Raw genomic sequence first — 22,486 nt, forward strand, 5'->3', positions numbered from 1 at the left:
GAACCGCTATGCACCTAAATAAATCTAACGCTGCGCTTGCTTGCGCGCTGGCGGGGACCTTGTTGTATTCTTCGTCGGGACAGGCAGCATCAAAATTGAGTGTTGAAGAAAGACTTGCACTGCTGGAAGCACGTCTCAGTCATGCGGAAGAAGAGGCCAAAAGAGCCAGGCAGGAGACGCATAATCTGGAAGTGAAAGCCAGTCGGGCTGAACAGCGTGCTGTAGCGGCCGAAAAGAAAGTTGCGGCTATACATGTCAAAGAAGCTTCTGCAACGCAAGCCGTTGACGGGCTGGCTGACAGTTCGCTTCAGACCGATGTCAAACGATCTGAAGACGACAATAACGGCTTCGAGTTTTCAGGATATGCACGTTCAGGAATGCTGATTAACAATAACGGACGAGGAGCCCGGGGCGGGCCTGGCGTATCGCCAGCCAGTTCTATCGGAGGGGATGCGCATGTCGGGCGGCTGGGGAATGAGAAAGATAACTACGTCGAACTCAGCTTTATTAAAAACATGCGGTTCAGTGACGGTTCTCACGCGAAATTCAAAGCCATGCTGGCAGACGGCGCTAACAATCCGGACCCCTGGGTACAGGACAATGACAGCCATCATATGAATATCCGACAACTTTATGTCGAAATGGGTGACTTACCAAGCTTTGGCAGCGTGTTCACAGATTCAACACTCTGGGCGGGTAAACGTTTTGACCGGGATAACTTTGATATTCATTTCACCGACAGCGATATAGTCTTTTTGGGAGGCACCGGTGGCGGTATCAATGACGTCAGATGGACGGATAAACTGAGCAGCGATTTTTCCGTTTATGCAAGGAATTTCGGAGATTTGGGCAGCGACAGATATGACGATAACGATGTACAGAACGTTATGCTGACGGCCAATACATTCTGGAACAACTGGCAGTGGATGATTACCGGCATGAGCGCACAGGGAAACGATGATCTGAAAGATAACACTTCGACCACTGGCAGTTACGCTTTACGCAGTGATAATACGGCCAAAAGCGGTATTTACAGCATGTTAGCGTACCATGATAAAGAAAAATTCTACGGCATCACGCGAGGATCTTCTGAGTCTGCGCTGCAATTCGGTCGGGGACTCGGTGCAGAAGCGCGGCAGCCGGGAAGTGACGGTGATCTGACGGCAGAGGCTAAAAGCGTTCGTTTTGCATCGTATGGCATTCTTCCTTTAAACAGCACTTGGGAAATTGCCCCTTCGGTAATCGCGCAGCACAGCGAAGATCGTTATCGGGACGGTGACAGGTATGACTGGGCTACTTTTAATCTGAGGGCATCGCAGGCAATTACGCAGAATTTTGCATTGCTCTACGAAGCATCATGGCAATACATGAACCTGAATTCAAATGGCCGCACATATATGAATGACGGAAATGTTGCGAATTATCAGCGCGTATCCGGTGATTTTTACAAGCTGACTTTTGCTCCAACTTTTAAAGTGGGTGATGTGTTCGACATTAAAGCGCGACCCGAAATCCGGTTCTTCGCAACGTACATGAACTGGTCAAAGGAACTTGATAGCTATGCTTTAAATGATGATTTTGGCAGCGTTGGATTTACTTCGGGCGGGACCTGGAATTTTGGTGTTCAGGCTGAAGTCTGGTTTTGACATACGTCACTCGTGATTATCAGGAGATGAAAATGGGGCCGAATAAGGCCCCGTTTTATAATCTGTGATTTCCTTTACAGGTTTACTATTTGCCGGCGCTCAGACTTAATTGCTCGTGAGTCAGGTAAAATGCTTTTTATAACCGACATCAAGTCTTCAGCGAACTGTAGTGGTCAACAATAACTGGCCACGGCTTTTGAGTTTTTCAAGAACAATCTTTCTGATTCATTCGGCGTCAAACCACCATTATATTGATGGGGTCTGGGCTGGCTGTAATATCCTGTGATGTAATTCGTTATTGCCTTGCTGGCCTGGCTAAAATTCGCGTAGCCATTATCCGGTACCCACTCTGTTTTCAGGCTTCTGAAGAACCGTTCCATTGGGCTGTTATCCCAGCAATTTCCCCGGCGACTCAGGCTTTGCTTTATCTGATATCTCCACAGTAATTGTCTGAAATTCCTGCTGGTAGAGTGGCTGCCTTGATCCGGGTGATACAGTAAATCAGCCGGCTTTCCTCGCGCTTCCCAGGCCATGGACAGCGCTTTAGCTGTCAGTGCAGAATCCGGGAAAAATGACATAGCCCAGCCAGCCGGTTTACGGGGAAACAGATCAAGCACTACGGACAGATAAGCCCAGCGTTTACCCGTCCAGATATAAGTCACATCACCGCACCAGGCCTGATTAGGCCCGGTTACAGCAAACTGGCGTTCCGGATAATTGGGGATCTCTACGTGTTCCTTAGACGCCTTCTTATATCGATGGCCAGGCTGCTGACAACTGATGAGACGAAGCTCTTTCATCAGCTTTGTTGCCCGCCAGCGGCTCAGTTTTATACCTTTGGTTGTGAGCATCGCGGCAATATTACGAGCACCTGCGGAACCATTACTTTCGCGATAACTTTCACGAACAAGACTGAGTAATGTCACTCGCGTGGCATCAGGCTTTTTTGGTTGCCGCCAGTATTTATAGCTGCTGCGATGAACCCCAAACACATTGCACACAACGGCAACGGGAAACCGCGCCCTGAGTTTCTCAACTAATGAGAACTGTTCAGGGAGTCTGACATCAGGAGCGCGGTAGCCTTTTTTAATATATCTCTTTCCATTTCAACGCGTTGAAGTCTTTTCTTTAGCTCACGTATCTCAATCTGCTCAGGTGTCATGGGTGAAGCTATGGGTGATTCTCCCGCTCGCTCATCTTTCAGTTGTTGAACCCATTTGTCCATCGTGGATTTGCCGACACTCATCGCTGTGGCAGCGGCAGCGGCGGCAACGGTGTAGTGCTGATCGAGTACAAGCTGAGCAGCTTCGAGGCGAAACCCGGGGCTAAAATTGCGTCTGTTACGTCCGGTCATAATGTCACCTGTTTTGACTATGAGGTGATGATATCACCTCTGTTCAGGTGGCCAAATTCAGTGTGCCACTACACCTGGCCAAATCCCCCGCCTCCACCGGTAATAACAGCTCTTTTACCTCTCAGCATCTTCATTCATCCTTTTCCTGATGACTATGTGTGGATGTAGATATATATGAGGAAGTTAAGTGACATCTTTCAGTTAATGCCTTTTTACATAGGGAACAGAAATAAGCTGCACTTCAAACTGTTTAGCGTGTGTCAGGGGATTAGCAATGTGCGTTTCTGGCACAAAGCGGTCTGGTGCAATTCCCTGGAGCATGCAGGCGCAGTGTGACCTGAAACTGGCAGAGCGTCTGGGTTGAGAAGGTCACTACGGCAAGATGTGACGTGAATGCAATATCTGATGCGCCCTATGCGATTCGGAAGGGGTTCCGGCGTAGGTGAGAACAACAGGCGCCATATTTGAGCGGACTAAGAACTTTAAGGTCCCGTTAAAATGCTGCTATGCCGATACATTCATGCCTGTCAGAGAGGCTGAACGGTGTAGTTCAGCGCTGTAGGGAATTAATTAAAAGTATACCAGTTGCGAAACGATAGCATTTATCAGTATAACTTTCTTAAGGTCTTGATAGACGGGCAGATGTAAACAGGAGAAGGGCGATGATTTCAAAGGAAAATGCAGAGCATTATTTCTGGGGCGATGATTGCGAAGGCTGGTATCTGGTAAACCGTCAGGACATGCTGGTTATTCATGAAAAAATGCCTCCAGGCACGTCTGAAAAGCGACACTTTCACTCCGTTTCCAGACAGTTTTTCTTTGTTCTCAATGGCGTTCTTTCTATGGAGCTGGAAGGCGAATTGCACAATATTAACGCTTTGCAGGGGCTGGAAATTCCACCGGGGTCAAAGCATCAGGCCAGAAACGACACCGGGTCTCCGGTAGAATTTATTGTCATTTCACATCCGACGACACGAGGAGATCGTTCTGACCTCCCTTCATCCTGCTGACGACTTTTGAACAACGGCTATGGCCTGTCTTAACGTAAGGCCAGCACGCTATGTGTTAACCTGCCTGCGTGTTTGCAACACCTGCTTCTGGCACAAAATAGTTCTGTTCAGGCGCATCGTTCGCCATTAGCGAGAAGCGGACAGCAGGTTAGCCGTTATTATGGCTGCCGCCTGTCGTTTCCGCGGACAGTCGCCTGTAGTTTTTAATGGTCGCGCTGGAAAGGCCAGCCGCCGTATCCACGATGACAAAGCTGAAAGCATTTTCAGTTATCAGGGGACTAAGATCTGTACAGGCAATCAGAAGAGCCTCAACCTCAAGATTTGCCACTGCAGACATTAAATTCTGCCACTCTGCCTGTACATCGGGGTCATGAAAACCGCTGGTTTTAACCCGTCCAATCAACGAAGTGGTCATGTCACGAAGCAGAGGTGAATCAATAATCTCTTTACCAGAAGCTTCAATCCGCGCCTGATAGAAACCTGCTTCCAGCGTAGGTTCTGTAGCCAGAACAGCTACTCTGCTGACTTCTGCAGGCAGTGACTCCAGAGCGCAGTCTGCGATATGAAGCAGTGGAATACCCGCGCTCACCGCTTTCATTTCCGCAAAATAGCAGTGTGCAAGGTTACAGGGAACGGCTATCAGACTTACTTTTGCCTGAACGAGTTCGGAAATACCCTGCTGCAGGGCTGCGATCATCGCATTATTATCAATTTTTTTGCCCGGCCAGAAAGGCGTTGGCAACGAGATGATATGCATTTTAGGAAAATCCATATCATATTTCGCGCCGTATCCGACCTGGCACTCTGTCACCAGCATATCAATGAACGGGGCTGTAGACCGCGGCCCCATACCGGCAAGCACCCCTATAGAAACAGTCATCGCCAGTGCCTCCTTTCGACATTCTCTTTGTGGTGGACGAATTATCACTGAGTTGACTGAAAATTGACAGGCGTTTGATTTTTCTTGTTATTTAAGAACACTGTTTATAGTTATCGTTTTGCTTCCCGTCAGTGACAATGTCGCGGGTAAGAACACATCTGTGGAATAGGCATATCTGACTATAACCAGCACAATCATTCAGAGCTGTATCCACCGTGTTCTACTGGTAAAACTTATGATGTTATCCTGGGCAAAGGTCAACAATAGCGTCTGTTACATGGCGCCGGAACTCAATCAGTGCATCTCCAGTATGAGGTCGGGGACTTAACCCTTTTTTCCAGCCCATCAGAGTCGCGGGCACCACATTCACCTCTTCCGCAATAGCCTGGAGTGAGCAGCCTTTACCGCTGATATCTGATAGGACCTGAAACCAGTTGACCTTGTAAATATTTCTCATAGACATAACGGAACACGCATAGTGATAACGGCTATGACATTAAAGCCAACACCGACTGAAAGAAGACGCGGGTTACCTAGTGGCGGCAGTATGAAGAGGTGTTCACTAAAGAAATCAGCCAGCGACATCATTTCGCTGGAGTGCCAGAACTCGCGCGTGCCGATGGATCTGATTGAATAGATCCGCGGCAAAAAGGTGATGGTGGGGCAATTGACGTGGCAACTAATGCCGTTGAAACCACCGAAGAGGTCGTCACTACCCTGCGTAAGGCGCTGCAATAACCCTTTCTGCACACCTGAAAAGGCTCAGTCCGGACGGTTTTATTATCAACCGGACTGAGCTAAGTCTACCTGCGCTGTTTTCACCAGATAATAAAGAAGTCTTTGGCGAAACGCCTTGAAGGCCTGTCACAACGCAGTATTTTTAAATCAAGCTAGCTAGTTGCTATACATTATTCGCATTTTTGAATTCCAGATAATATTCATCTGCCATTTTTTTCAACAGACGCCCGATATTAGCGTATTGGTATTCATTAAGATTGGCCAATGAAACCCGGCCAGATGGATGCTCGCTACCAAAACCTTTCCCGGGAAGTAGTACAATTCCCGTTTCGGAAGCAATGCGGAAAAATAACTCATTGTGGGAGAAGTTACTCCTGACCCATGATGCAAAATCAGTATCATATAACTCTGTCGCAATTTTTTCCAAATCGAGCAGGGTATAATAGTCTACTGAATGTGAATCTTGTGGTACTGATACACCCAGCTCGCGATATAGAGTAGATTGACGCTGCCGAATAACCTTTTTAAGTGTATTCTTGTAGTTATTGTTTTCATCCATCAGGGCAAATAAAGAAAACAATACCATCTGGATTTGTTGCGGCAGAGATAAGCCTGCGGTATGGTTTAAAGCGACGGCGCGGCTATCAGCAACCAGTCTGTCAATAAAATTTAAATCTTCTACATTAGTGATGATAGAAGTATAACGTCGATTTAATTCCTCTTTATTCTCAAGTGGTAGTTCCTTAATCTTATCATCTAAAATGTTATTTTTATGGATGGCGATCGTTCCCAAACGCCAACCGGTTGCACCGAAGTATTTTGAGAATGAGTAGACCAGAATTGTGTTGTGGGGACATACAGAAAAAAGCGATTTAAAATCATCTGCAAATGTTCCATAGACATCATCTGTGATAATAATTAAATCTTTACGGAAATCTTCAACTATTGTTTTGATCCTGCACAGGCAGCGTTCGTCAAGTTTGACTGAGGCCGGATTGCTTGGGTTAACGCAGAAGAATACTTTGATTGCTGGGTCTTTCAATTTATCAAGTTCTGCATCACTGTATTGCCAGTTATTTTCAGCGTCAGAGTTTATTTTCACTATCTCAAAAGCATACTCATCCAGCTGTGGAATTTCAATGTAGGGTGTGAAAACGGGCATACCGATAGCCACTTTATCCCCTTTTTTGACCAGGTGGTTTTTCTCTAGTGAATCAAAGATATATGCCATGGCAGCCGTTCCACCTTCAACGGCAAAAATTTTAACATCCTCAGTCGAAGCATCGCTGCCTGACATTTCGCGTAGCAAATAATGGCTAACGATTTTTTCGCTAATTTCCAACATGCGCGATGGTACCGGATAATTGCAACCCAGAATACCTTCCACCATTTCTTTGAGATAGGCCTTGCCTGGCAAACCTAGCTGATCTTTTACATAGCTTAAAGAGCTACGCAAAAAGCCCACTTCCGGAAGGTGAATGTTTTCATTAGTGAAGCGTTCAAAGCGCTCAACAATGCCTTCCCCGTCAGGGATGCCGCCGATATCTTGCTTCATGTAAGAATAAGATAGTTCAGATTCACTCGCGGCAAACAAACCTAACTGGAAAAAGGCACGGCGGGGCAACGTTGCAAGGAAATTAGGATTTCCACGCCCTGCGTTAAGCATAATATGATTCTGATTGTTCGATGCCAGCTTAATTAATTCATCTTTGAGTTCAAATGGACTGAGCTGGGAAAGTTTTTTTAAATCGTTCATATTCAGGTCTCTTTATTGGTTATACAAAAGCAACAATTAATGGTCCTAACAGCGTCAGGAATACATTAGCGAGGGCATAGGTGATTGCGAAAGGCGCGGTAGGAACTGAATTGCCGGACTTTGCAAGAATCTCACCAAATGCGGGATTAGCACTACGTGCACCGGATAAAGCGCCAGCGAAAACAGCGGTATTGTCATAACGTAAAATATAACGACCAATTAGCATTGTGATAAGTAAAGGAACAACTGTTACCACTAATCCAATGACAAAAATAGATAAACCACGTTCAGCTATAGTGTGTATTGCTTGTTGGCCGGATTGTAATCCTACGACAGCAACAAACCCGGCCAGGCCTAAATCTCTTAATAATCCAGAGGCTGCTGTAGGCATATTACCCCTGACCATATGGCGCGAACGATACCAGCCAAAAAGCAGTCCGGAGAACAGCGCGCCACCACCTGCACCTAAGGTTAAAGGTATATCGCCGAGATGAACTACTCCAAGCCCAACCAGTAAACCTGCAGCAATACCTAAACCATGATAAATAAAGTCAGTTTTTTCATTAACCGTGATGATCGGGCCTACACTCTGAGCAAGTCTTTGTATATCTTCATCCAGACCATATACGGTTACAACATCACCGGGTTTCACAATGGTTGAATTTAACAGTGGAATTGATCTTTGACCTCTGCTTAGGCGCAAGAAGTAAACGCCGTGGCGCAGGGTTTTATTTGTTAAGAGTAATTGAGCAATTGTTTTGTCTGCATATTCTTTACCAGAGATAATAATGTCTCTGGTTGCTACTACCATATCCATACCATCCCGGTCATTTGTTTCCGGGCCCAACGTTTTTTCAAGTTGAATGATTCCTGAACGACGTCCTACGATTAATAAAACATCGTCTTTTTCAATGACAAGATTAGAGCTTAGGCCAATAATCTTACCATTACGCTTAACTCTCTCAATTGTAACTTTACCGGATGTGCTCAGACTCTCTATGTGTGAAATAGTTCGGCCTGCTGCTTGCCCGGCTTTATATACTCTTCCTACAAGTTGGGGAAGCGCTGACGTTTCTCCGGGACAGTAATTCCTTTGACCATTTAAAAGTTCAGCTTCAGCTTTAATGGCATCTTCTCGCAAGCCGCGTCGCATGAACCAGGGAAGAACATTCACACATAAGATGATGGCACCGAGCGAACCAAATATGTAGGTTACGGCGTACCCTATAGCAACATTTGATTGCAGGTTTTGTGTCACAGATGCGCTTAAACCTAATTTATCTATAGCAGAACTAGCGGTACCAATAATTGCTGATTGAGTTAATGCACCCGCCGCGATGCCAGATGCAGTCCCTTTGTCCAGGTCATATATCCTGGCCAAAATGACGACAGTTGCGAATGCGGTAAGAGCCTGAACAGCAGCAAGAATGATTTCTTTTATAGACTTCAATCCCAGTGAACTGAAGAATTGAGGCCCACTCTCGAAACCCACTGCATAAATGAAGAGTGCAAAAAGAACGCCTTTGATGCCGTCATCTATAGTAACTCCAAACTGACTAAGAATGACTGAAACAACCAATGCGCCAGCAACACTACCAAGCTGGAACTTACCAAACCTGAATTTACCAATCCAGGCGCCAAAAGCTAATGCGATGAATAATGCTATCTCCGGGCTCATTTGGAAAATGGAATGTATAATAATCACAACGAGCAACCCCTCTTAAAGAAAAGCCTGTTAAGAATAATTTAGAAGTAAGTCACATTGAAAGATGGAGTCTGGTGCAGTGTATTAATATTAAGTAATACCCTGATTTCATATCCGCCGTTTTCGGGAATGAGTATATTTCTTTGCCGGGATAATAAATTATGATCAGGATCAATCCAGGAGTCTGGAGTAATTATTAAATAATTGAATTTTTAAAATAATTCGGCTAGCCGGAATGAATTTTCTTTTCTGGTTCGGAAATCCGGATTTCACTGTTTTTTAAGATGGTGGCTTAATTTTTTTAATGCCTCAGCGTCAGGGCTTTTCACCAGCGGGGGGATCATATGTTCATTCTGTTTATAAAGTTGCTTAATTTATTACGTCTTTAGACTATAATGGGTCGCTTCTGCAAAACGATCAGGCGAGATAGTGTGAAAATCAAAATTGGAAAGTTTGGAGTTCGCTCTGGATTTTTCGTGCGCGGTAGATTTTTGTTACTGATGATAATGATTGTTATTATTATTTCCTCATTGACTATCATTTATGATGGTGTGCATAAACGTATAAAATTTCTGAATACTGAACTACATCAGAAGGGTCTTGAGTTAACGTTGAGAGTTAAGCGTTATGAGTTCATACCTTACTCTCTGGCTACCAATGAGCATATCATCAACTTTTTGGAAATCGTCGATAAAAACGATGAGGATTATGTTGAATTAAATCGATATCTTAGCGCGATAAAAAAACAAACTCATGCACTGGCTTTATATCTCTTAGATGATCGAGGGAAGGTTGTTGCCAGTAGCGATGATGATGACGATAAAAGTGCTATAGGTTACAATTTATCTCATCGTCCTTACTTTCAGAAGGTTGAACCCAATAAAACCATTGGCTATTTTGGCGTTGGAATATCAAGCTTGATATCAGGGTATTATCAGGCGAATGGCATCTATGTTAATGGTGTTAAAAAAGGGGTGGTAGTTACAAAAATAAATTTGAATGACCACATAAAGAATAAAAATAACAACTATCACACAGTTTTGCTGGATAGAAACAAGATCGTTGCATATTCCTCCAATCCTGACTGGTTCTATCATGTGGTCAATAAACTTGCACTGGAAGATAGTCAGAAAATTATCAATGAAAAAAGATATTATAATGCAGTAATTCAGGGGGAGGATGTTAAATGGGAACTCTCCCTGGGTAATCGTGCTGGAATAGCCTTAGTAAATAACTCACATTATGTTTATTACTATAACTACATTCCGGAAATAAACATGATCATTGCGGGTCTGGTTCCACTAAGCCAGATAGTATGGGCTGTGCTGCCATCCATTGTCGCTGTAAATTTGACGTTGGCTTTGATACTGATACTCATTTATGCAATGAATCAAAGAGGACAAATTATTAAGCTTAGGTTTGAAAAACAGCAAGCATTAGAAATAAAAAAAGAAAAGCTGGAGTATATTGTTAACCAACGAACAAGTGAATTGTTTGAACGAAGTAAGCAGCTTGAGGCGGAGATTCAGGAGCGGATGTCAACCGAAAAAGCGCTGAGAGATACACAAAATGAACTATTACATAAAGAAAAGCTAGCTACCATCGGAAAGCTGTCGGTTGGGCTGGCACATGAAATTAATCAACCCTTGTCAGCTATCAATATGTTGTCAGCGAATGCACTGAAACTAATCGATATAGGTGCCACAGATGAAGCAAAAGATAACCTTTTAAGGGTTTTAAAATCTGTTGATTTCATTGGCCGACTCAGTAATCAGTTACGAACTTTTTCCAGATCAAAAGATGATTCAGTCGGCCCGGTGTCGGTAAGCGCGAGTTTAGATAATGCCATGTTGTTAATAAGCCATCTTTTCAGGCAGAATGATTGCAGATTTACTAAACTTTCAACAGATGTTGATGTTTGGTGTATGTGTAATAATATAAGATTAGAACAAGTGTTTGTTAACCTGCTAAGTAATGCGCTTGATGCTGTAATAGAAAACCAGACTGCAAGGATCGTAACTGCTGAATGGGCTATTGAAAATAACTTTGCTGTAATTAAGATTGAAGATAATGGGGTAGGAATTTCAGAAGAAAATGCAGAAAAAATCTTCGATCCCTTTTTTACGACTAAACTAAATCGTGGTTTAGGCCTGGGCTTATCAATTTCTGCCGATATCATCCAGTCTTATAATGGGACGCTCAGTGCGGAGAATGGAAAGGCAGGTGCGTGCTTTGTTGTACGTTTGCCGCTAGCTAATATTAACCAGGATAACTGATTTATGAACAATATAGACGTACTAGTCATAGAAGATGATTCAGATATTCAGTTAGGCTGTGTCCAGGCTTTAAAGCTTGAAAAATTGCATGCCGTTGGTGTTTCTTCGGTAGAAGAGTCTCGCTATCTTTTACCCGCGTTGCGCCTTCATGGCGTTATAGTGACAGATATGAAACTACCGGGTAAAAGTGGGTTTATTTTTCAAAAAGAGTTTAATCAGACAGATCCAGATGTACCGGTTATTATCATTACAGGGCATGGAGATATTGAGACGGCTGTTGAAGCTATGCATAATGGAGCTTATGACTTCCTGACTAAGCCCTTTACTCCCCAGCAATTAATTAATATTGTTTTTAGAGCATTGGATAAGCGCCGGCTAATTCATGAAAATAATCAGTTGCGTCGTAAGCTCGCAGACGCAAATACACTCGATAACAAATTAATTGGAAACTCGATTGCCATTCATGAATTGAAAGAAAGAATAAAAGATGTCGCTGTGACTCCGGCTAACATAATTGTTTATGGTGAGACAGGCACAGGAAAAGAACTTGTCGCCAAATGTATTCACGAAATTAGCGAAAGGGCAGGGCCTTTTGTTGCATTAAATTGTGGGGCTTTACCTGAGTCTATTTTTGATATCGTTTTTTTTGGCTGTGATTCGGGCGCATTTCCTGGAGCACTAAAAGTTCGAATTGGTAAAATTGAATATGCAGACAAAGGGACGCTTTTCCTTGACGAGATTGAAAGTCTGCCATTAGCGATGCAAGTTAAGCTTGTAAGGGCTCTGGAAGAAAGATCTTTCGAACGTTTAGGTTCAAATGAAAGCATCCCGGTTGATGTTCGAATTATTGCTGCGAGTAAAACCAACCTGTCAGAGCTTGTGCAAGCTGGATTATTCCATGCTGGATTATACTTCAGACTTAATGTGATAAACATTGAAGTTCCTCCCCTACGCGATAGAGTTGAAGACATCCCCTTACTGTTTAATCTCTTTGTGAGTCAGTTTGCTCTGACCTTTAAACGCCCGATACCAGAAGTAAAACAGCACTATCTGCGTAACTTAATGTCCGATAACTGGCCGGGTAATGTCAGAGAGCTACGCAATCAGGCTGAGAGGTTTGTACTCGGTATTCATGACGCTCATGATGACAGTAATGATGAGAAAACATTAACACAAATGGTTGAAAGCTTTGAGCGAAGCATCATTCTTGTCGAATTGCATCAGCAAGGCGGAAACTTAACAAAAACTGCGGATGCGCTGAAAATTGCCAAAAGCACTCTTTTCGATAAAATTAAAAAATATTCTCTTAAGTATTGAGCTGGCTAATCTTTGAGCGCGCCCTGAATGCCTGTATCAAAATGCACACCGCACGCTTCTGGATTAACTTTTTACAGAGGATCTACTTTATAGCGCTGCTGCCGAGCGCTTGTTTGATCTGCTCGTCGTTAAATAACACACCACTGTGCTAGTCATGTCTTCATCAGTCACGTGATGAGACACCATAAAGAAACGGTTTTCCGACGAACAGGTCATCAGTACCCTCCACGAAGCCGAAGCCGAAGCCGAAGCCGAAGCCGAAGCCGAAGCCGAAGCCGAAGCCGGAATTTCGCCCCGGAAACTCTGCCGCAGGCATGTTATATCAGACGCCACTTCGTAATCAGCATAATCTCCATTCCCGGATTTTAAACAGCTGGCACTGATATAATCCTGATCAGCTTATTAGTCAAAACGGCTAAAAATCTTTCCGGTACTATCTCCCTTGCGCGCGCGTTATGGGAGGCCCTATGCCATGCATTCAGTCAGTGAAGGTGGGCTGGTGCCTTGCTCTTTGTGAGTCGGGCCGGACGATGACTTCTCAGTCTGCAGCTGATGGTACCAGACCAGGTGGACTGACATTAATACTAAGGGGTTTACGCCCCTTTTTTGAATGCGATTTTGATGAGCTACAGCGCTGCCAATGGCAAGGCAAAGATAACAGTTAAATTATTTACAGTCGGGAATTCGTGAAAACCATCAGAATTCCGGGCAATTTGGCTCCCATACCAGCCACCGCTGGCCCGGAAAGTTTATTACCAGGTAATAAGTAATCGAATACGGCCGTAATGCTCGGGCTACCGTGGCAGTGTGCCTGCCGTAATGCCTCAGGCCACCAGCGGCAGGCTGGCGGCGTTAAGCGAGGATGCTGATATTCTGAGGCTGATTAAAAAGGCTCAGGGTCGGTCCGGTTTTGAGCTGTTTTCTTCAGCCAGAAAATCTTTCTCATCAGCCCGGCAGAGGACGAAAATTCTGTTCTCCTTCAATAAATCGTTGCTGACGTAAATGTGCTTGTCAATTAACGCTAACCTGCCATGCTGGGCCCTCTTTTACCGGGGATAACCCTGATGTGTATTCATGAGATTCGCTAAATTTCGCTGCCCGTTCTGCGGTGACAGGAAGTTTACCTATTCTCTCCTGTCTGACATGAAGAAAGGTGCTCACGGAGCAGTCTGCTTTGGATGCGGCAGGCCGGTTACCGTGGCAAATTTTCAGAGGCTTACGCTGGTCAAAAAATAGCGTAATCCGACAGCGGTTTTGTTCATTATTTCCTGCCAGTGAAAATGGTTAATCAGCGTTTCCTCAACCTGATTAACTGCCAAATATAGGTTTTATAGAGTATTTCCCATGAAAAACGTTGTGTTAAGCATGCTTGCCAAAATCTCTAAAATTGATGCGGCAACCAAACAGTTAACTGCCCGCGTCGAGGCTCAGTCGCTTCTGATCAGCGCGCTGGTGCTTGCTGTGAGTAAGCAGGGCGGTGTGACTGAAATGATGGAAAGCGCCGGAAAGGCCATCAATACGATTATTGAGTCCGTGGATACCGATGAGGTGCTGAAATCGGATGCGGCTATTCTGCTGCACGAACTGCAGGACTTACTCATGATGGCCAGGACTGTTGATGGTGCCGCAGCTGAAATCGATCAGGATGGGCTTTCTGACATCACCGGCGTTTCTGCCGCAGAGGATGTGCAGCGTAAAAACGAGCAGTAGCCGAATACCTGCCGGGCTAACCGCCGCTTATTACTTCTGCAATTGCAATCTCTGTACCAACGACTATCAACGTTTCCCGGGGAGATGCGCCGGGAAACGAGCCCGCGTCGTGTGCACGCTGTTAAGCATTACGAAGGATACATACTTTACCGTGCCACATCCGGTAGCCGGCAACCTGGGTAAGCAGACAGAACCTTCTGCGCGGTAGCGTATCAACAGGATGCTGCACCAACCATAATCTGCCTGTGGTACTCCGCTTCTGTCCCGACCGCCTTACTCACCCGATTGGCCGTTGCCCGCTTATAACAAATCTCCGCCCGGTTTAACTCAGCAGATTGCACTGGCAACTGATGCCCGAACTTTCAGCGCCTTAGTAAATATCAGCGCTAAGGCGATGACCGATAACCGGTTCCACAGACCAGCAAGGGCTTGGTGGCGATCCGCGACGTGCATCCTGGCAGGAAGGATCTTAAAGCCGCCTGTCAGAGTAGTTTGTGGCAGGTCACCGAGCATCGGGCATAGTTAAGGCTGAATCGCTTTACCCTGCTCATCAAGCAGATCGGTCAGGAGTGCCGTGCCATCGCTCCCGACGCGGAATGCCCCGTAACGTGCCTGCGCGAAACGCTCGCCATGGCCTTCCTGAAAGAACCAGGCGTTGGTGCCGACGGTCAGCGAGCCAGAATGTTGATGGTATTTCACCCGTAACTGATTCGCCTGCAGAGGCTCACCGTGATCAAACCGGGCCTCAGTCGCATGACGCTGCGCATCGAGGTCAACAATCAGCGTCCCGCTGGTGGGCAGGCAGGGCGCTGACAGAGTCGCGCCGCAGGTCTCAGCCTGCTGGTACAACCTCAGTTCCAGAGACCGGGTCAGGGCATAATTCAGCGCCATGTAATCACCCTGCATCAGGGAGCGCGGGTCAACCGGCGCAAGGGGTAAAATCATGACCGCGCCCTGTTTCAGCAATTGCTCTTTTTGCCAGATGCTGACATTGACGGCCGCCAGCGCCAGCGCTATCACTGCGCCTGCCAGCCATCGGCTCTGTTTACGCATTCTCACTGGCACCTCCGATCGGTGCGGGTAACACTTTTTTGACTCCCCAAACCAGCCCCAGTAAAACCAGACCACCGACCATTAGCAGCAGGGATTTTTGCAGCAGAGTAACCGCCAGAAAGTAATACCAGCCAATGACATACAGCACCATGAACCCGCCACTGACCACCAGTAATTCCAGACTTCCCTGATAACGCGCCATCAGTATCAACCACAGGCCCAGTCCAATACCCGGTGCATAGAGGGCGACAGCCCCGCAGAGAAGGGCGGCGGGCAGTGTGATAATCGAAAACAGCGGCTGGCCGTTCCTTTTCTGACTGAGTGCACTCAGCACTAAGCCTGCCGCGATCCCTGTGCCTGTCGCAGACTGAAGCGTAGTCAACTGCGCAGTTGACCAGATGAACTCCGTGAGATACGCCGCGTTTATCCCTAGCAAATTTAGCAACATCAGACCAGCCGGGATGCCATACAGCAGGGGATGTACCGCGTCAGCATACGGCCCTGCCTGTAACCTCAGCTGATGACTGACGATCCACAGCCACCAAGACGTTATTGCCGCCACCACTGCGCAAACAGCAAGGCGGCCAGCCGTCGGCGTCAGGGACAGCCGGGCCAGAGAATGGCCCGCCAGCACCAGAAAAAAGGTCAGGGCAGTGATGGCCATAAATCGATAAGTGCGGTCGGGCATAGCCACCGCCATCGCGGCCAGGATCGGCACCGCACACAGTGAACTGAGCATAAGGAAACTGACGTCATTGCTGTGGATTTGCAGCAGAACGCCGGATATCAGCCCGCAGGTCGCCGCAATTGCCCATGCCAGCCCGAGGTGATGTTTACCGTCACGCTGACTGCGCAGCAGGCCGCGCGCAATGACGGCGAGCAGCAGCGAGGGGAGAATAAGAGTGGCGGCATTCGGTTGGTCGAGTAAGTCAGCGGTATAGAGCAGCAGTACCAGCAGTAACAGAATGATGATCGCTGCGATCCAGCCACCGACGCTTAGCGCCAGCCTCAGATACCAGGGCAAGTCGGACGCGTGATCGCGTTGCTGAATTTCCTCAACCTGCGAGGCGCTTAGCAAACCCTGCTGTCGCAACGTGTCTGTCAGTAAGGTCAGCCTGGCCGGAACCCGATCGATCGGCTCCTCTTCAACCAGTTTGCGCTGCCACTTCAGCAGGATCGAACCATTTACCGCTAACCAGAATGCCATCAGGGCACCGGTCAAAAACAGATCACCGGTATCGTAGGCGTAAAGAAATAACCGCATGATTAGCGCACAACCAACAACGGTCAGACTGGCGATGCCCAGCGTCAGCATGCAGAGATCCTGATAGCGGTAACGGTACAGGTAATAGCCTGCCAGCAGGGTGATTACCCAGCCGACCGTGATATAAGTAAAGGGGTTGGCACCGCCCCAGTCAGCGATGTTCCCGGCCACGATGGTGGTCAGCAGCAGCAGTAAAAATCCTGCCATCACCCGTGAGAACCAGCGACTTGCCAGCCAGCTCTCAGGATGATGCGTTATCGCCCGCCAGGCCAGCGCTTCCCTGATAATCAGGCAGGCGGCCAGCAGCGCCAGATATCCGTGAAGCACCGCCGTCGGGAGTCGGGTGAAGCTGTCAGACACGGCGAGATCCAGCAGTGAGGTCGGCATCGTGGTGTAATAGAGCTGGAACGCCAGGTTAGCGACCAGCCAGCTGCAAAACCACAGGCTGTTTTGCCGGGCAATCAGCGCCAGCGGCAGAAGAACGCATAACCAGGCCCGGAATAGCTCCCAGCTGTCAGCCCCGGTCTGATAAATCTGCCCATACAGCGCAAACAGGGCGCCGAAACTTAACCCTGCTGCCAGCAATGCGCTGCGTGCCAGCGTGCTGTACCAGCGCCACCAGACCACCACCGCCAGCGCGACGATCAGCAGTTCGGCCAGCGCAAATTTCTCCATCTTCGGCAGCCATGCCCAGTTCCAGGCAACAAAGAACACCGATCCGGCAACCAGTGAAAGTAGTCCCAGACAGCAAAGAACCGGGATAAGAAACTGACGCCATTGCGTATCTGACGGTCTGATACCACAAAAAGCATAAATACGCTGACAGGTCTCCGGAGTCAGGCTCCCTCCTTTCACCAGGCGTGCAGTCTGACGGCAAAGATACTCTGCCGTGCGTGACGGCATACCGGTTATGCCCTCGGGTGCAATCTCCCTCATACTTTCCCTGCCTCTGTTTGCGGAGTTACTTTTAATGTTAACGACGGGTCTTCCCTGCGATCAATCCGCGTCTCGGTGAGTAACGCTCTGCTGAGCGGCAGAGCCGCGGATAAGTTTGCTGAATAAATGTAATCATCTTTTCGCGCACATAACAGCGTCAATCAAAGGCGACGGGTGGACCCGGATCGCAGGATGATTCAGCAAATTTCTTCCGCATGCCGGGAATCATACCGCAACTGAGCCTGCTCCATTTCCGCACCATGTTTTAGCGCCCATCCATACAGCGCACTAAAAGGCTCCTGAAGCGTCTGTGCCAGTGATGTAAGACTGTACTCCACACTCACCGGCGACGTCGGCAGTACCTTTCGATGCACCAATCCATTGCGCTCAAGCCGCTTAAGCGCATCAGACAAGGCTTTGTGCGTAATCCCATCCAGTCGGCGGCGAAGTTCATTGAAGCGCACGGGTTCACTACAAAGTACGGTGAGAATTAAAATTGACCATTTATTGGTGATGTTCTCCAGCACCGGTCGGGTTTTTCCTATTTCTGTCAGGTCATTACTCTCAATTTGAGCCATAGCGATATATTCCTCGATACCTGATATAAACAAAGTGCGTAATTGTTATTAAGTATAAAAATTATATCATCTGTTTTCCATCCCGACAGGAGTGAGCAGATGCGTAGATTAGAGAATAAAGTTGCCCTGATACTCGGCGGAGCAAAAGGCATTGGTCTGGCTATCAGCCAGCGATTTGCCAGTGAAGGTGCAACGACCTGGCTGACCTCGCGCCGAAATGAAGAGTTGGAAGCAGCCAGCCACACCATAAAGGGCACCGCCAGGCCCGTTCGTGCTGATGTCAGCCAGGTAAGCGAACTGACACGGATAGTTGATGTAATCAGGGCAGAGTCTGGCCAGATAGATGTGCTGGTCATCAATGCCGGAATGGCGGAATACTCGACGATTGATGACGTCACCCCGGCACATTTTGATGCTATTTTCGGCCTGAATGTGCGTTCACCGCTTTTTGCTATGCAGGCTGCACTTCCCCTGATGAAGAAGGGCGCGAGCGTCGTTTTGATCGGGTCGATTGCCGATGTGATTGGCACGCCGGGATATGGCGTATATGGCGCCAGTAAAGCAGCACTTCGTTCTTTTGCCCGCACATGGACAAAAGAACTCTCCGCCCGTGGCATTCGAATAAATGTTGTCGCCCCTGGCCCCATCGATACGGAAATGATGCTTGCGGCCTCTGAAGAGCTACGTAATGGGATAATCAGCACCATTCCGTTATCAAGAATGGGCAGACCTGAAGAAGTTGCTAATGCTGCACTATTCCTCGCAAGCGATGAAAGCAGTTATATAGCCGGAGCAGAAATCTGTGTGGATGGCGGCATGACGCAAGTATGATCAATGACGTTCAGTTTTACTAACACCAGAGAAAGGCTGAATGAGAGACGAACCGGGCTATTACCCGGTTTTATCTTTCGCCAAAGCGGGTCGCTGTCAGTGGCTATGCAGGCAGAGGCCCGGACGCGCGATATGAATCGACCAGCGCATCGAAAAGCGAGATATCCGAGCGACTTCTGGCAAAAAGCTGGGCACCAACAATAGCGGCGAAAATTGCCCGTGCTCTGGATTCACTCTCACTGGATTCGCACACCTTCGCAGCCACCAGAAGCTTACTGAGCCATGCAATGTTTACTTCAGCAAATTTCTGAATTTCTTTCGTCATTTCAATCGGTAAAGTATCAGTTTCAGCGCCCATGAAACTGCCCAGGCAGAGACGATTGTCGGCCTCAAGCGATCTGCGGAAGATTTCAGGAAAGCGACGCAGCGCGTCAATCGGAGATGGGCTTTCTGATTCGATCATCTCGAGTGCGAGCGCACCGTCCTCCCAATAGCGTCTGGCAACGGCAATACCCAGATCGGCCTTGCTGGGAAAATGGTAGTAAATACTCGCCGCTTTGATACCAACAGCTTCCGCGAGGTCGCGGAAATTCAAACCATTGTAGCCGTGCGATTGGGCAATTTTTTTGGCCGCCAACAAAATGGCTTCCTTAGAATTGACGCTCATCCTGGTACCTTTCGTCCTGCGACGTTCTGTTCAATAAAGAAGGCCATTTTACAGCAAACACCTAACGTGTGACAGGTAGATTGTCAGTGGAGCAGTGCGTTCATGTGATCAGGGCGCGCAGGCTTAAGCCGTTCCATCATGATTCAGCTGGCGGCATCGCCAGCCAACTGAGTCGCTACGGTCACCGGGAAAGTTAAAGGATGGCGATCCCGGCGTACCGGCGTTTTCATTGAGAAGCTATTACCGGGCTGGCGAATCCAGCTCAGGAATGCCGCTGCTGCGATCGGCGTAGGCTGCCTGGAAAGCAGGACGTTTTGTCCAGCGCTGCCAGTATGCATCCAGGAACTCAAAACGCTCGTCCAGTGGCGTGGCATTGACCGGGAATTTCGAGAAGGCGATGGCGGTTGCCAGCGTAATGTCCGAGAAGGTCGGGGCATCGCCGCCGAGCAGCCATTCGCGGCCGTCTGACAGATGACGATTGACCAGGGCGGCGTGAGCCAGCGCTTCCTTACGGCAGTGTTCGCCCCAGGCCTCATTTTTGGTCAGTTCCAGCTTGAAGCCGAGTCCGGTGTGCAGCACATGGAACGCGGTAACGATGCGGTACAGGATGTGCACCCAAATCCGGTTATCCCACATATTATCCAGCCCCTGTTCCAGTGCGGTCTCTCCCATGATCTTGCGACCGGGATACTCCTGATCAAGATAACGAACGATGGCAGCCGTTTCGGAAATATAGCTACCGTCAGCCAGTTGAAGGGTAGGCGTTTCGCCCCACGGATTCATATTCAGATGACGCCAGCCACGCTGTTCACCGACCGGCGACATGTCATAGATGGTTTCGGCAAACTGGTCAGCGATGCCCTTTTCGTGCATGAACAGACGCAGACGCTGTGGATTCGGAAAGGCTGAAGGCGAAGTGAAAAGCTGAAGTTTAGTTGTCATGGTCGATCCTTTAGGTTGGTGGCTGGGTTGCCTAACTAACGTTAGGTAGATAAACCTTAGCGGGCGATTTGACCTGCGTCAACACCTATCTAACACTTGTTAGGTAAATATTTTCTCTGCCGTCCCGGTTAATACGCTATCTCAGCGTCTGCACAGCTGAAGGTGAGGGGAATGAGGTGGAACGGCCGGGCGATGCACATTACCGGTAAGATCGAATGAAAATGACTGTTCAGGTGCAGTGCAATGTCGCATTGCTGGCGACTCACTGCGGTACGAACCCAAAGCCAGCCGGGCCAGCCTGACGATATCGCAGCAATACAGAATCGGCTTCGCTCTTTGGCGAAGGCCAACGCTCTGACCGAAGCCTGTCTGAATAAAACAGCCTGACCTGATGCCGACGCACACTCTTCAATCAGCAACGCAAGCGTTCTGATTCTGGCCCCGGGATTACCGTCAGTGTATTCATTGCCGACCGCGCCTCTCTCCGTTGCAGAGGCAAAATTGCAGTCATATCTGCTGTAAAACGGTTTCACATGCCAGTGCTAATGAGAGTAAAAAATGCTCATCCCGCGTTTTGGCGAGTAACTCCATACCAACCGGTAAACCCTTGCCGGTGTTACCACAGGGCAGTGTGATGGCAGGCAATCCGCTAATCGCTGCCAGCTCAGGAGCGCAGCCCGGTGGCATTTTTTCAAGACTTACCGGTTGTCTGGCGACGGTAGGATAGAGAAAGGCATCTATACGATAGTGCTCTGCGCTGCGGTTTAGATTCAGATTTAACCTGCGCTGAAAGCGACGGCCATTCAGCCATTCTGGTGTTTTCAGACTTTGCCATTTAAGCATCTGTTCCAGCAGCGATAGGTATTCAGGCAGATAGTCACCGGAGGCGATGATCGCTTGCAGACTGGCTGGCCCGTTTTGCTGCAGCTTCAACCAATGATTAAACGCCACCTGAAATTCATACAGGCTCAGACACTGCTGAGATTCAACCTCTGTCAGAATGGGCAGATCCACCTCAACTATCGTTGCACCCGCCATCCGGAGCTGGTCCAGCGCCTGGTACCAGGTTGTAAGCTGAGCCGGATCTTCGCCTTCCAGCGCACGAATGACACCAAGGCGTACTGAACGCAAACCCACGGCTTCAGGTTTATCCGGCTGGATGCCATGTATAATCGCGTGCAGAATCGCCGCATCCCTTACGCTGTGGGTCATCGGACCGACGGTATCTTTACTGATGGATAAGGGTGCTACGCCCTCAAGCATGCTGCGCCGGAAGGCAGGGCGTAACCCCACCAGGCCGGTGTAACTACAGGGAATGCGGATTGAACCGCCCGTGTCGGTACCCAGTGCCGCGTCGGCCATACCGGCAGCGACGGCAGCGGCACAGCCGCCGCTTGATCCACCCGCCGTCACCGTCAATTGCAACGGATTAAGCACATCACCGCCAATCGAGCTGCGCGATCGAACGTCAAAAGCAAACTCAGACATATTCGCTCTGGCGAGAATAATCGCCCCCGCAGCACGCAGGCGTTGAATGACCCGCGCGTCGGATGCCGCTCTTACTGTGCTCAGCCCTTTGCAGCCGAGTGTTATTGGCAGAGAAGCACATGCGATATTGTCTTTTATGATTATCGGGATGCCGTGCAGCGGGCCCAGAATATTACCGCGCCGCCTTAGGTGCTGATATTGTTCAGCCAGCCTCATCGCGGCGGCATTAACGCCAATAATTGCATTGAGGTGATGCTGATCTGCCATCGCCTGCAGCCGCCGGGCAATCTCGGCGCGACAGTCCTGAGGCGGTATAAGACGCATTGCGCGCATAG

17 protein-coding genes and 1 pseudogene are annotated in these 22,486 nt (G+C 48.2%); 7 read left to right on the forward strand and 11 right to left on the reverse strand.

The window, feature by feature from the left end; all coding sequences use genetic code 11:
* The first annotated feature begins 8 nt into the window (after positions 1-8).
* Positions 9-1,646, forward strand: a complete 1,638-nt coding sequence (locus AC6I8D_RS20880) for a carbohydrate porin (RefSeq protein WP_497820835.1) — start codon at positions 9-11, stop codon at positions 1,644-1,646.
* Between the two features lie 173 nt (positions 1,647-1,819).
* Here AC6I8D_RS20880 and AC6I8D_RS20885 read toward each other — a convergent pair.
* A protein-coding gene (locus tag AC6I8D_RS20885; RefSeq protein ID WP_497820836.1) for an IS3 family transposase occupies positions 1,820-3,000 on the reverse strand; the annotation gives its coding sequence in 2 pieces (ribosomal slippage) (positions 1,820-2,736 and positions 2,736-3,000; 1,182 coding nt in all).
* A 662-nt stretch (positions 3,001-3,662) separates the two neighbouring features.
* Here AC6I8D_RS20885 and AC6I8D_RS20890 point away from each other — a divergent pair.
* Entirely contained in the window at positions 3,663-4,010 is a 348-nt protein-coding gene (locus AC6I8D_RS20890) for a cupin domain-containing protein (protein ID WP_312757839.1), read from the forward strand.
* Positions 4,011-4,158: 148 nt separating this feature from the next.
* On the opposite strand, the gene AC6I8D_RS20895 is transcribed toward AC6I8D_RS20890, so the two are convergent.
* Positions 4,159-4,890 carry an aspartate/glutamate racemase family protein gene (locus AC6I8D_RS20895; protein WP_312757841.1) on the reverse strand — a complete coding sequence of 244 codons (732 nt, stop codon included), beginning with the start codon at positions 4,888-4,890 and terminating at the stop codon, positions 4,159-4,161.
* Between the two features lie 474 nt (positions 4,891-5,364).
* Between AC6I8D_RS20895 and AC6I8D_RS20900 the strand changes: the two are divergent.
* Positions 5,365-5,625 (forward strand): annotated as a pseudogene (locus tag AC6I8D_RS20900) (methionine synthase); the annotation flags it as partial.
* Positions 5,626-5,791: 166 nt separating this feature from the next.
* Here the strand turns inward: AC6I8D_RS20900 and AC6I8D_RS20905 are convergent.
* Positions 5,792-7,384: a bifunctional aspartate transaminase/aspartate 4-decarboxylase gene (locus AC6I8D_RS20905; protein ID WP_497820837.1), complete on the reverse strand. Its 1,593-nt coding sequence runs from the start codon at positions 7,382-7,384 to the stop codon at positions 5,792-5,794.
* A gap of 19 nt (positions 7,385-7,403) precedes the next feature.
* On the reverse strand, positions 7,404-9,089 hold the full coding sequence (gene aspT / locus AC6I8D_RS20910; protein ID WP_497820838.1) for an aspartate-alanine antiporter: 1,686 nt from the start codon (positions 9,087-9,089) through the stop codon (positions 7,404-7,406).
* A 431-nt stretch (positions 9,090-9,520) separates the two neighbouring features.
* Between aspT and AC6I8D_RS20915 the strand changes: the two genes are divergently transcribed.
* Positions 9,521-11,365 carry a sensor histidine kinase gene (locus tag AC6I8D_RS20915; protein ID WP_497820839.1) on the forward strand — a complete coding sequence of 615 codons (1,845 nt, stop codon included), beginning with the start codon at positions 9,521-9,523 and terminating at the stop codon, positions 11,363-11,365.
* Positions 11,366-11,368: 3 nt separating this feature from the next.
* Entirely contained in the window at positions 11,369-12,682 is a 1,314-nt protein-coding gene (locus AC6I8D_RS20920) for a sigma-54-dependent transcriptional regulator (RefSeq protein ID WP_312053786.1), read from the forward strand.
* 163 nt (positions 12,683-12,845) lie between these two features.
* Here AC6I8D_RS20920 and AC6I8D_RS20925 read toward each other — a convergent pair whose 3' ends face one another.
* Positions 12,846-12,998, reverse strand: a complete 153-nt coding sequence (locus tag AC6I8D_RS20925; protein ID WP_497820840.1) for a hypothetical protein — start codon at positions 12,996-12,998, stop codon at positions 12,846-12,848.
* A gap of 1,028 nt (positions 12,999-14,026) precedes the next feature.
* On the opposite strand from AC6I8D_RS20925, the gene iraP reads away from it, so the two are divergent.
* On the forward strand, positions 14,027-14,392 hold the full coding sequence (gene iraP, locus AC6I8D_RS20930) for an anti-adapter protein IraP (RefSeq protein ID WP_031377586.1): 366 nt from the start codon (positions 14,027-14,029) through the stop codon (positions 14,390-14,392).
* Between the two features lie 522 nt (positions 14,393-14,914).
* On the opposite strand, the gene AC6I8D_RS20935 is transcribed toward iraP, so the two are convergent.
* The 3 genes from AC6I8D_RS20935 to AC6I8D_RS20945 form a co-directional block, all read right to left on the reverse strand.
* Complete coding sequence (locus AC6I8D_RS20935) at positions 14,915-15,445, reverse strand: GDYXXLXY domain-containing protein (RefSeq protein WP_497820841.1); 531 nt, start codon at positions 15,443-15,445, stop codon at positions 14,915-14,917.
* Positions 15,438-17,645: a DUF4401 domain-containing protein gene (locus tag AC6I8D_RS20940; RefSeq protein ID WP_497820842.1), complete on the reverse strand. Its 2,208-nt coding sequence runs from the start codon at positions 17,643-17,645 to the stop codon at positions 15,438-15,440. Before AC6I8D_RS20940 ends, AC6I8D_RS20935 begins: the two co-directional genes overlap by 8 nt.
* Positions 17,646-17,842: 197 nt before the next feature.
* Entirely contained in the window at positions 17,843-18,223 is a 381-nt protein-coding gene (locus tag AC6I8D_RS20945) for a winged helix-turn-helix transcriptional regulator (RefSeq protein WP_312757854.1), read from the reverse strand.
* Positions 18,224-18,322: 99 nt separating this feature from the next.
* Between AC6I8D_RS20945 and AC6I8D_RS20950 the strand changes: the two genes are divergently transcribed.
* Positions 18,323-19,054, forward strand: a complete 732-nt coding sequence (locus AC6I8D_RS20950) for an SDR family NAD(P)-dependent oxidoreductase (protein WP_497820843.1) — start codon at positions 18,323-18,325, stop codon at positions 19,052-19,054.
* 103 nt (positions 19,055-19,157) lie between these two features.
* Here the strand turns inward: AC6I8D_RS20950 and AC6I8D_RS20955 are convergent, their stop codons facing one another.
* From AC6I8D_RS20955 to AC6I8D_RS20965, 3 genes are all read right to left on the reverse strand, one after another.
* Positions 19,158-19,721, reverse strand: coding sequence for a TetR/AcrR family transcriptional regulator (locus AC6I8D_RS20955; RefSeq protein ID WP_312053795.1), 564 nt, complete (start codon positions 19,719-19,721; stop codon positions 19,158-19,160).
* Positions 19,722-19,961: 240 nt separating this feature from the next.
* Positions 19,962-20,663 (reverse strand): glutathione S-transferase family protein, encoded by a 702-nt coding sequence (locus tag AC6I8D_RS20960; protein ID WP_312757857.1) that lies wholly within the window; start codon positions 20,661-20,663, stop codon positions 19,962-19,964.
* A 507-nt stretch (positions 20,664-21,170) separates the two neighbouring features.
* The gene (locus AC6I8D_RS20965) at positions 21,171-22,484 is read right to left on the reverse strand and encodes an amidase (protein WP_497820844.1); all 1,314 of its coding nucleotides are present in this window, start codon (positions 22,482-22,484) and stop codon (positions 21,171-21,173) included.
* Positions 22,485-22,486 lie beyond the last annotated feature (2 nt).

This window comes from Pantoea sp. X-Soil-MYKO-1785, from assembly GCF_059730675.1.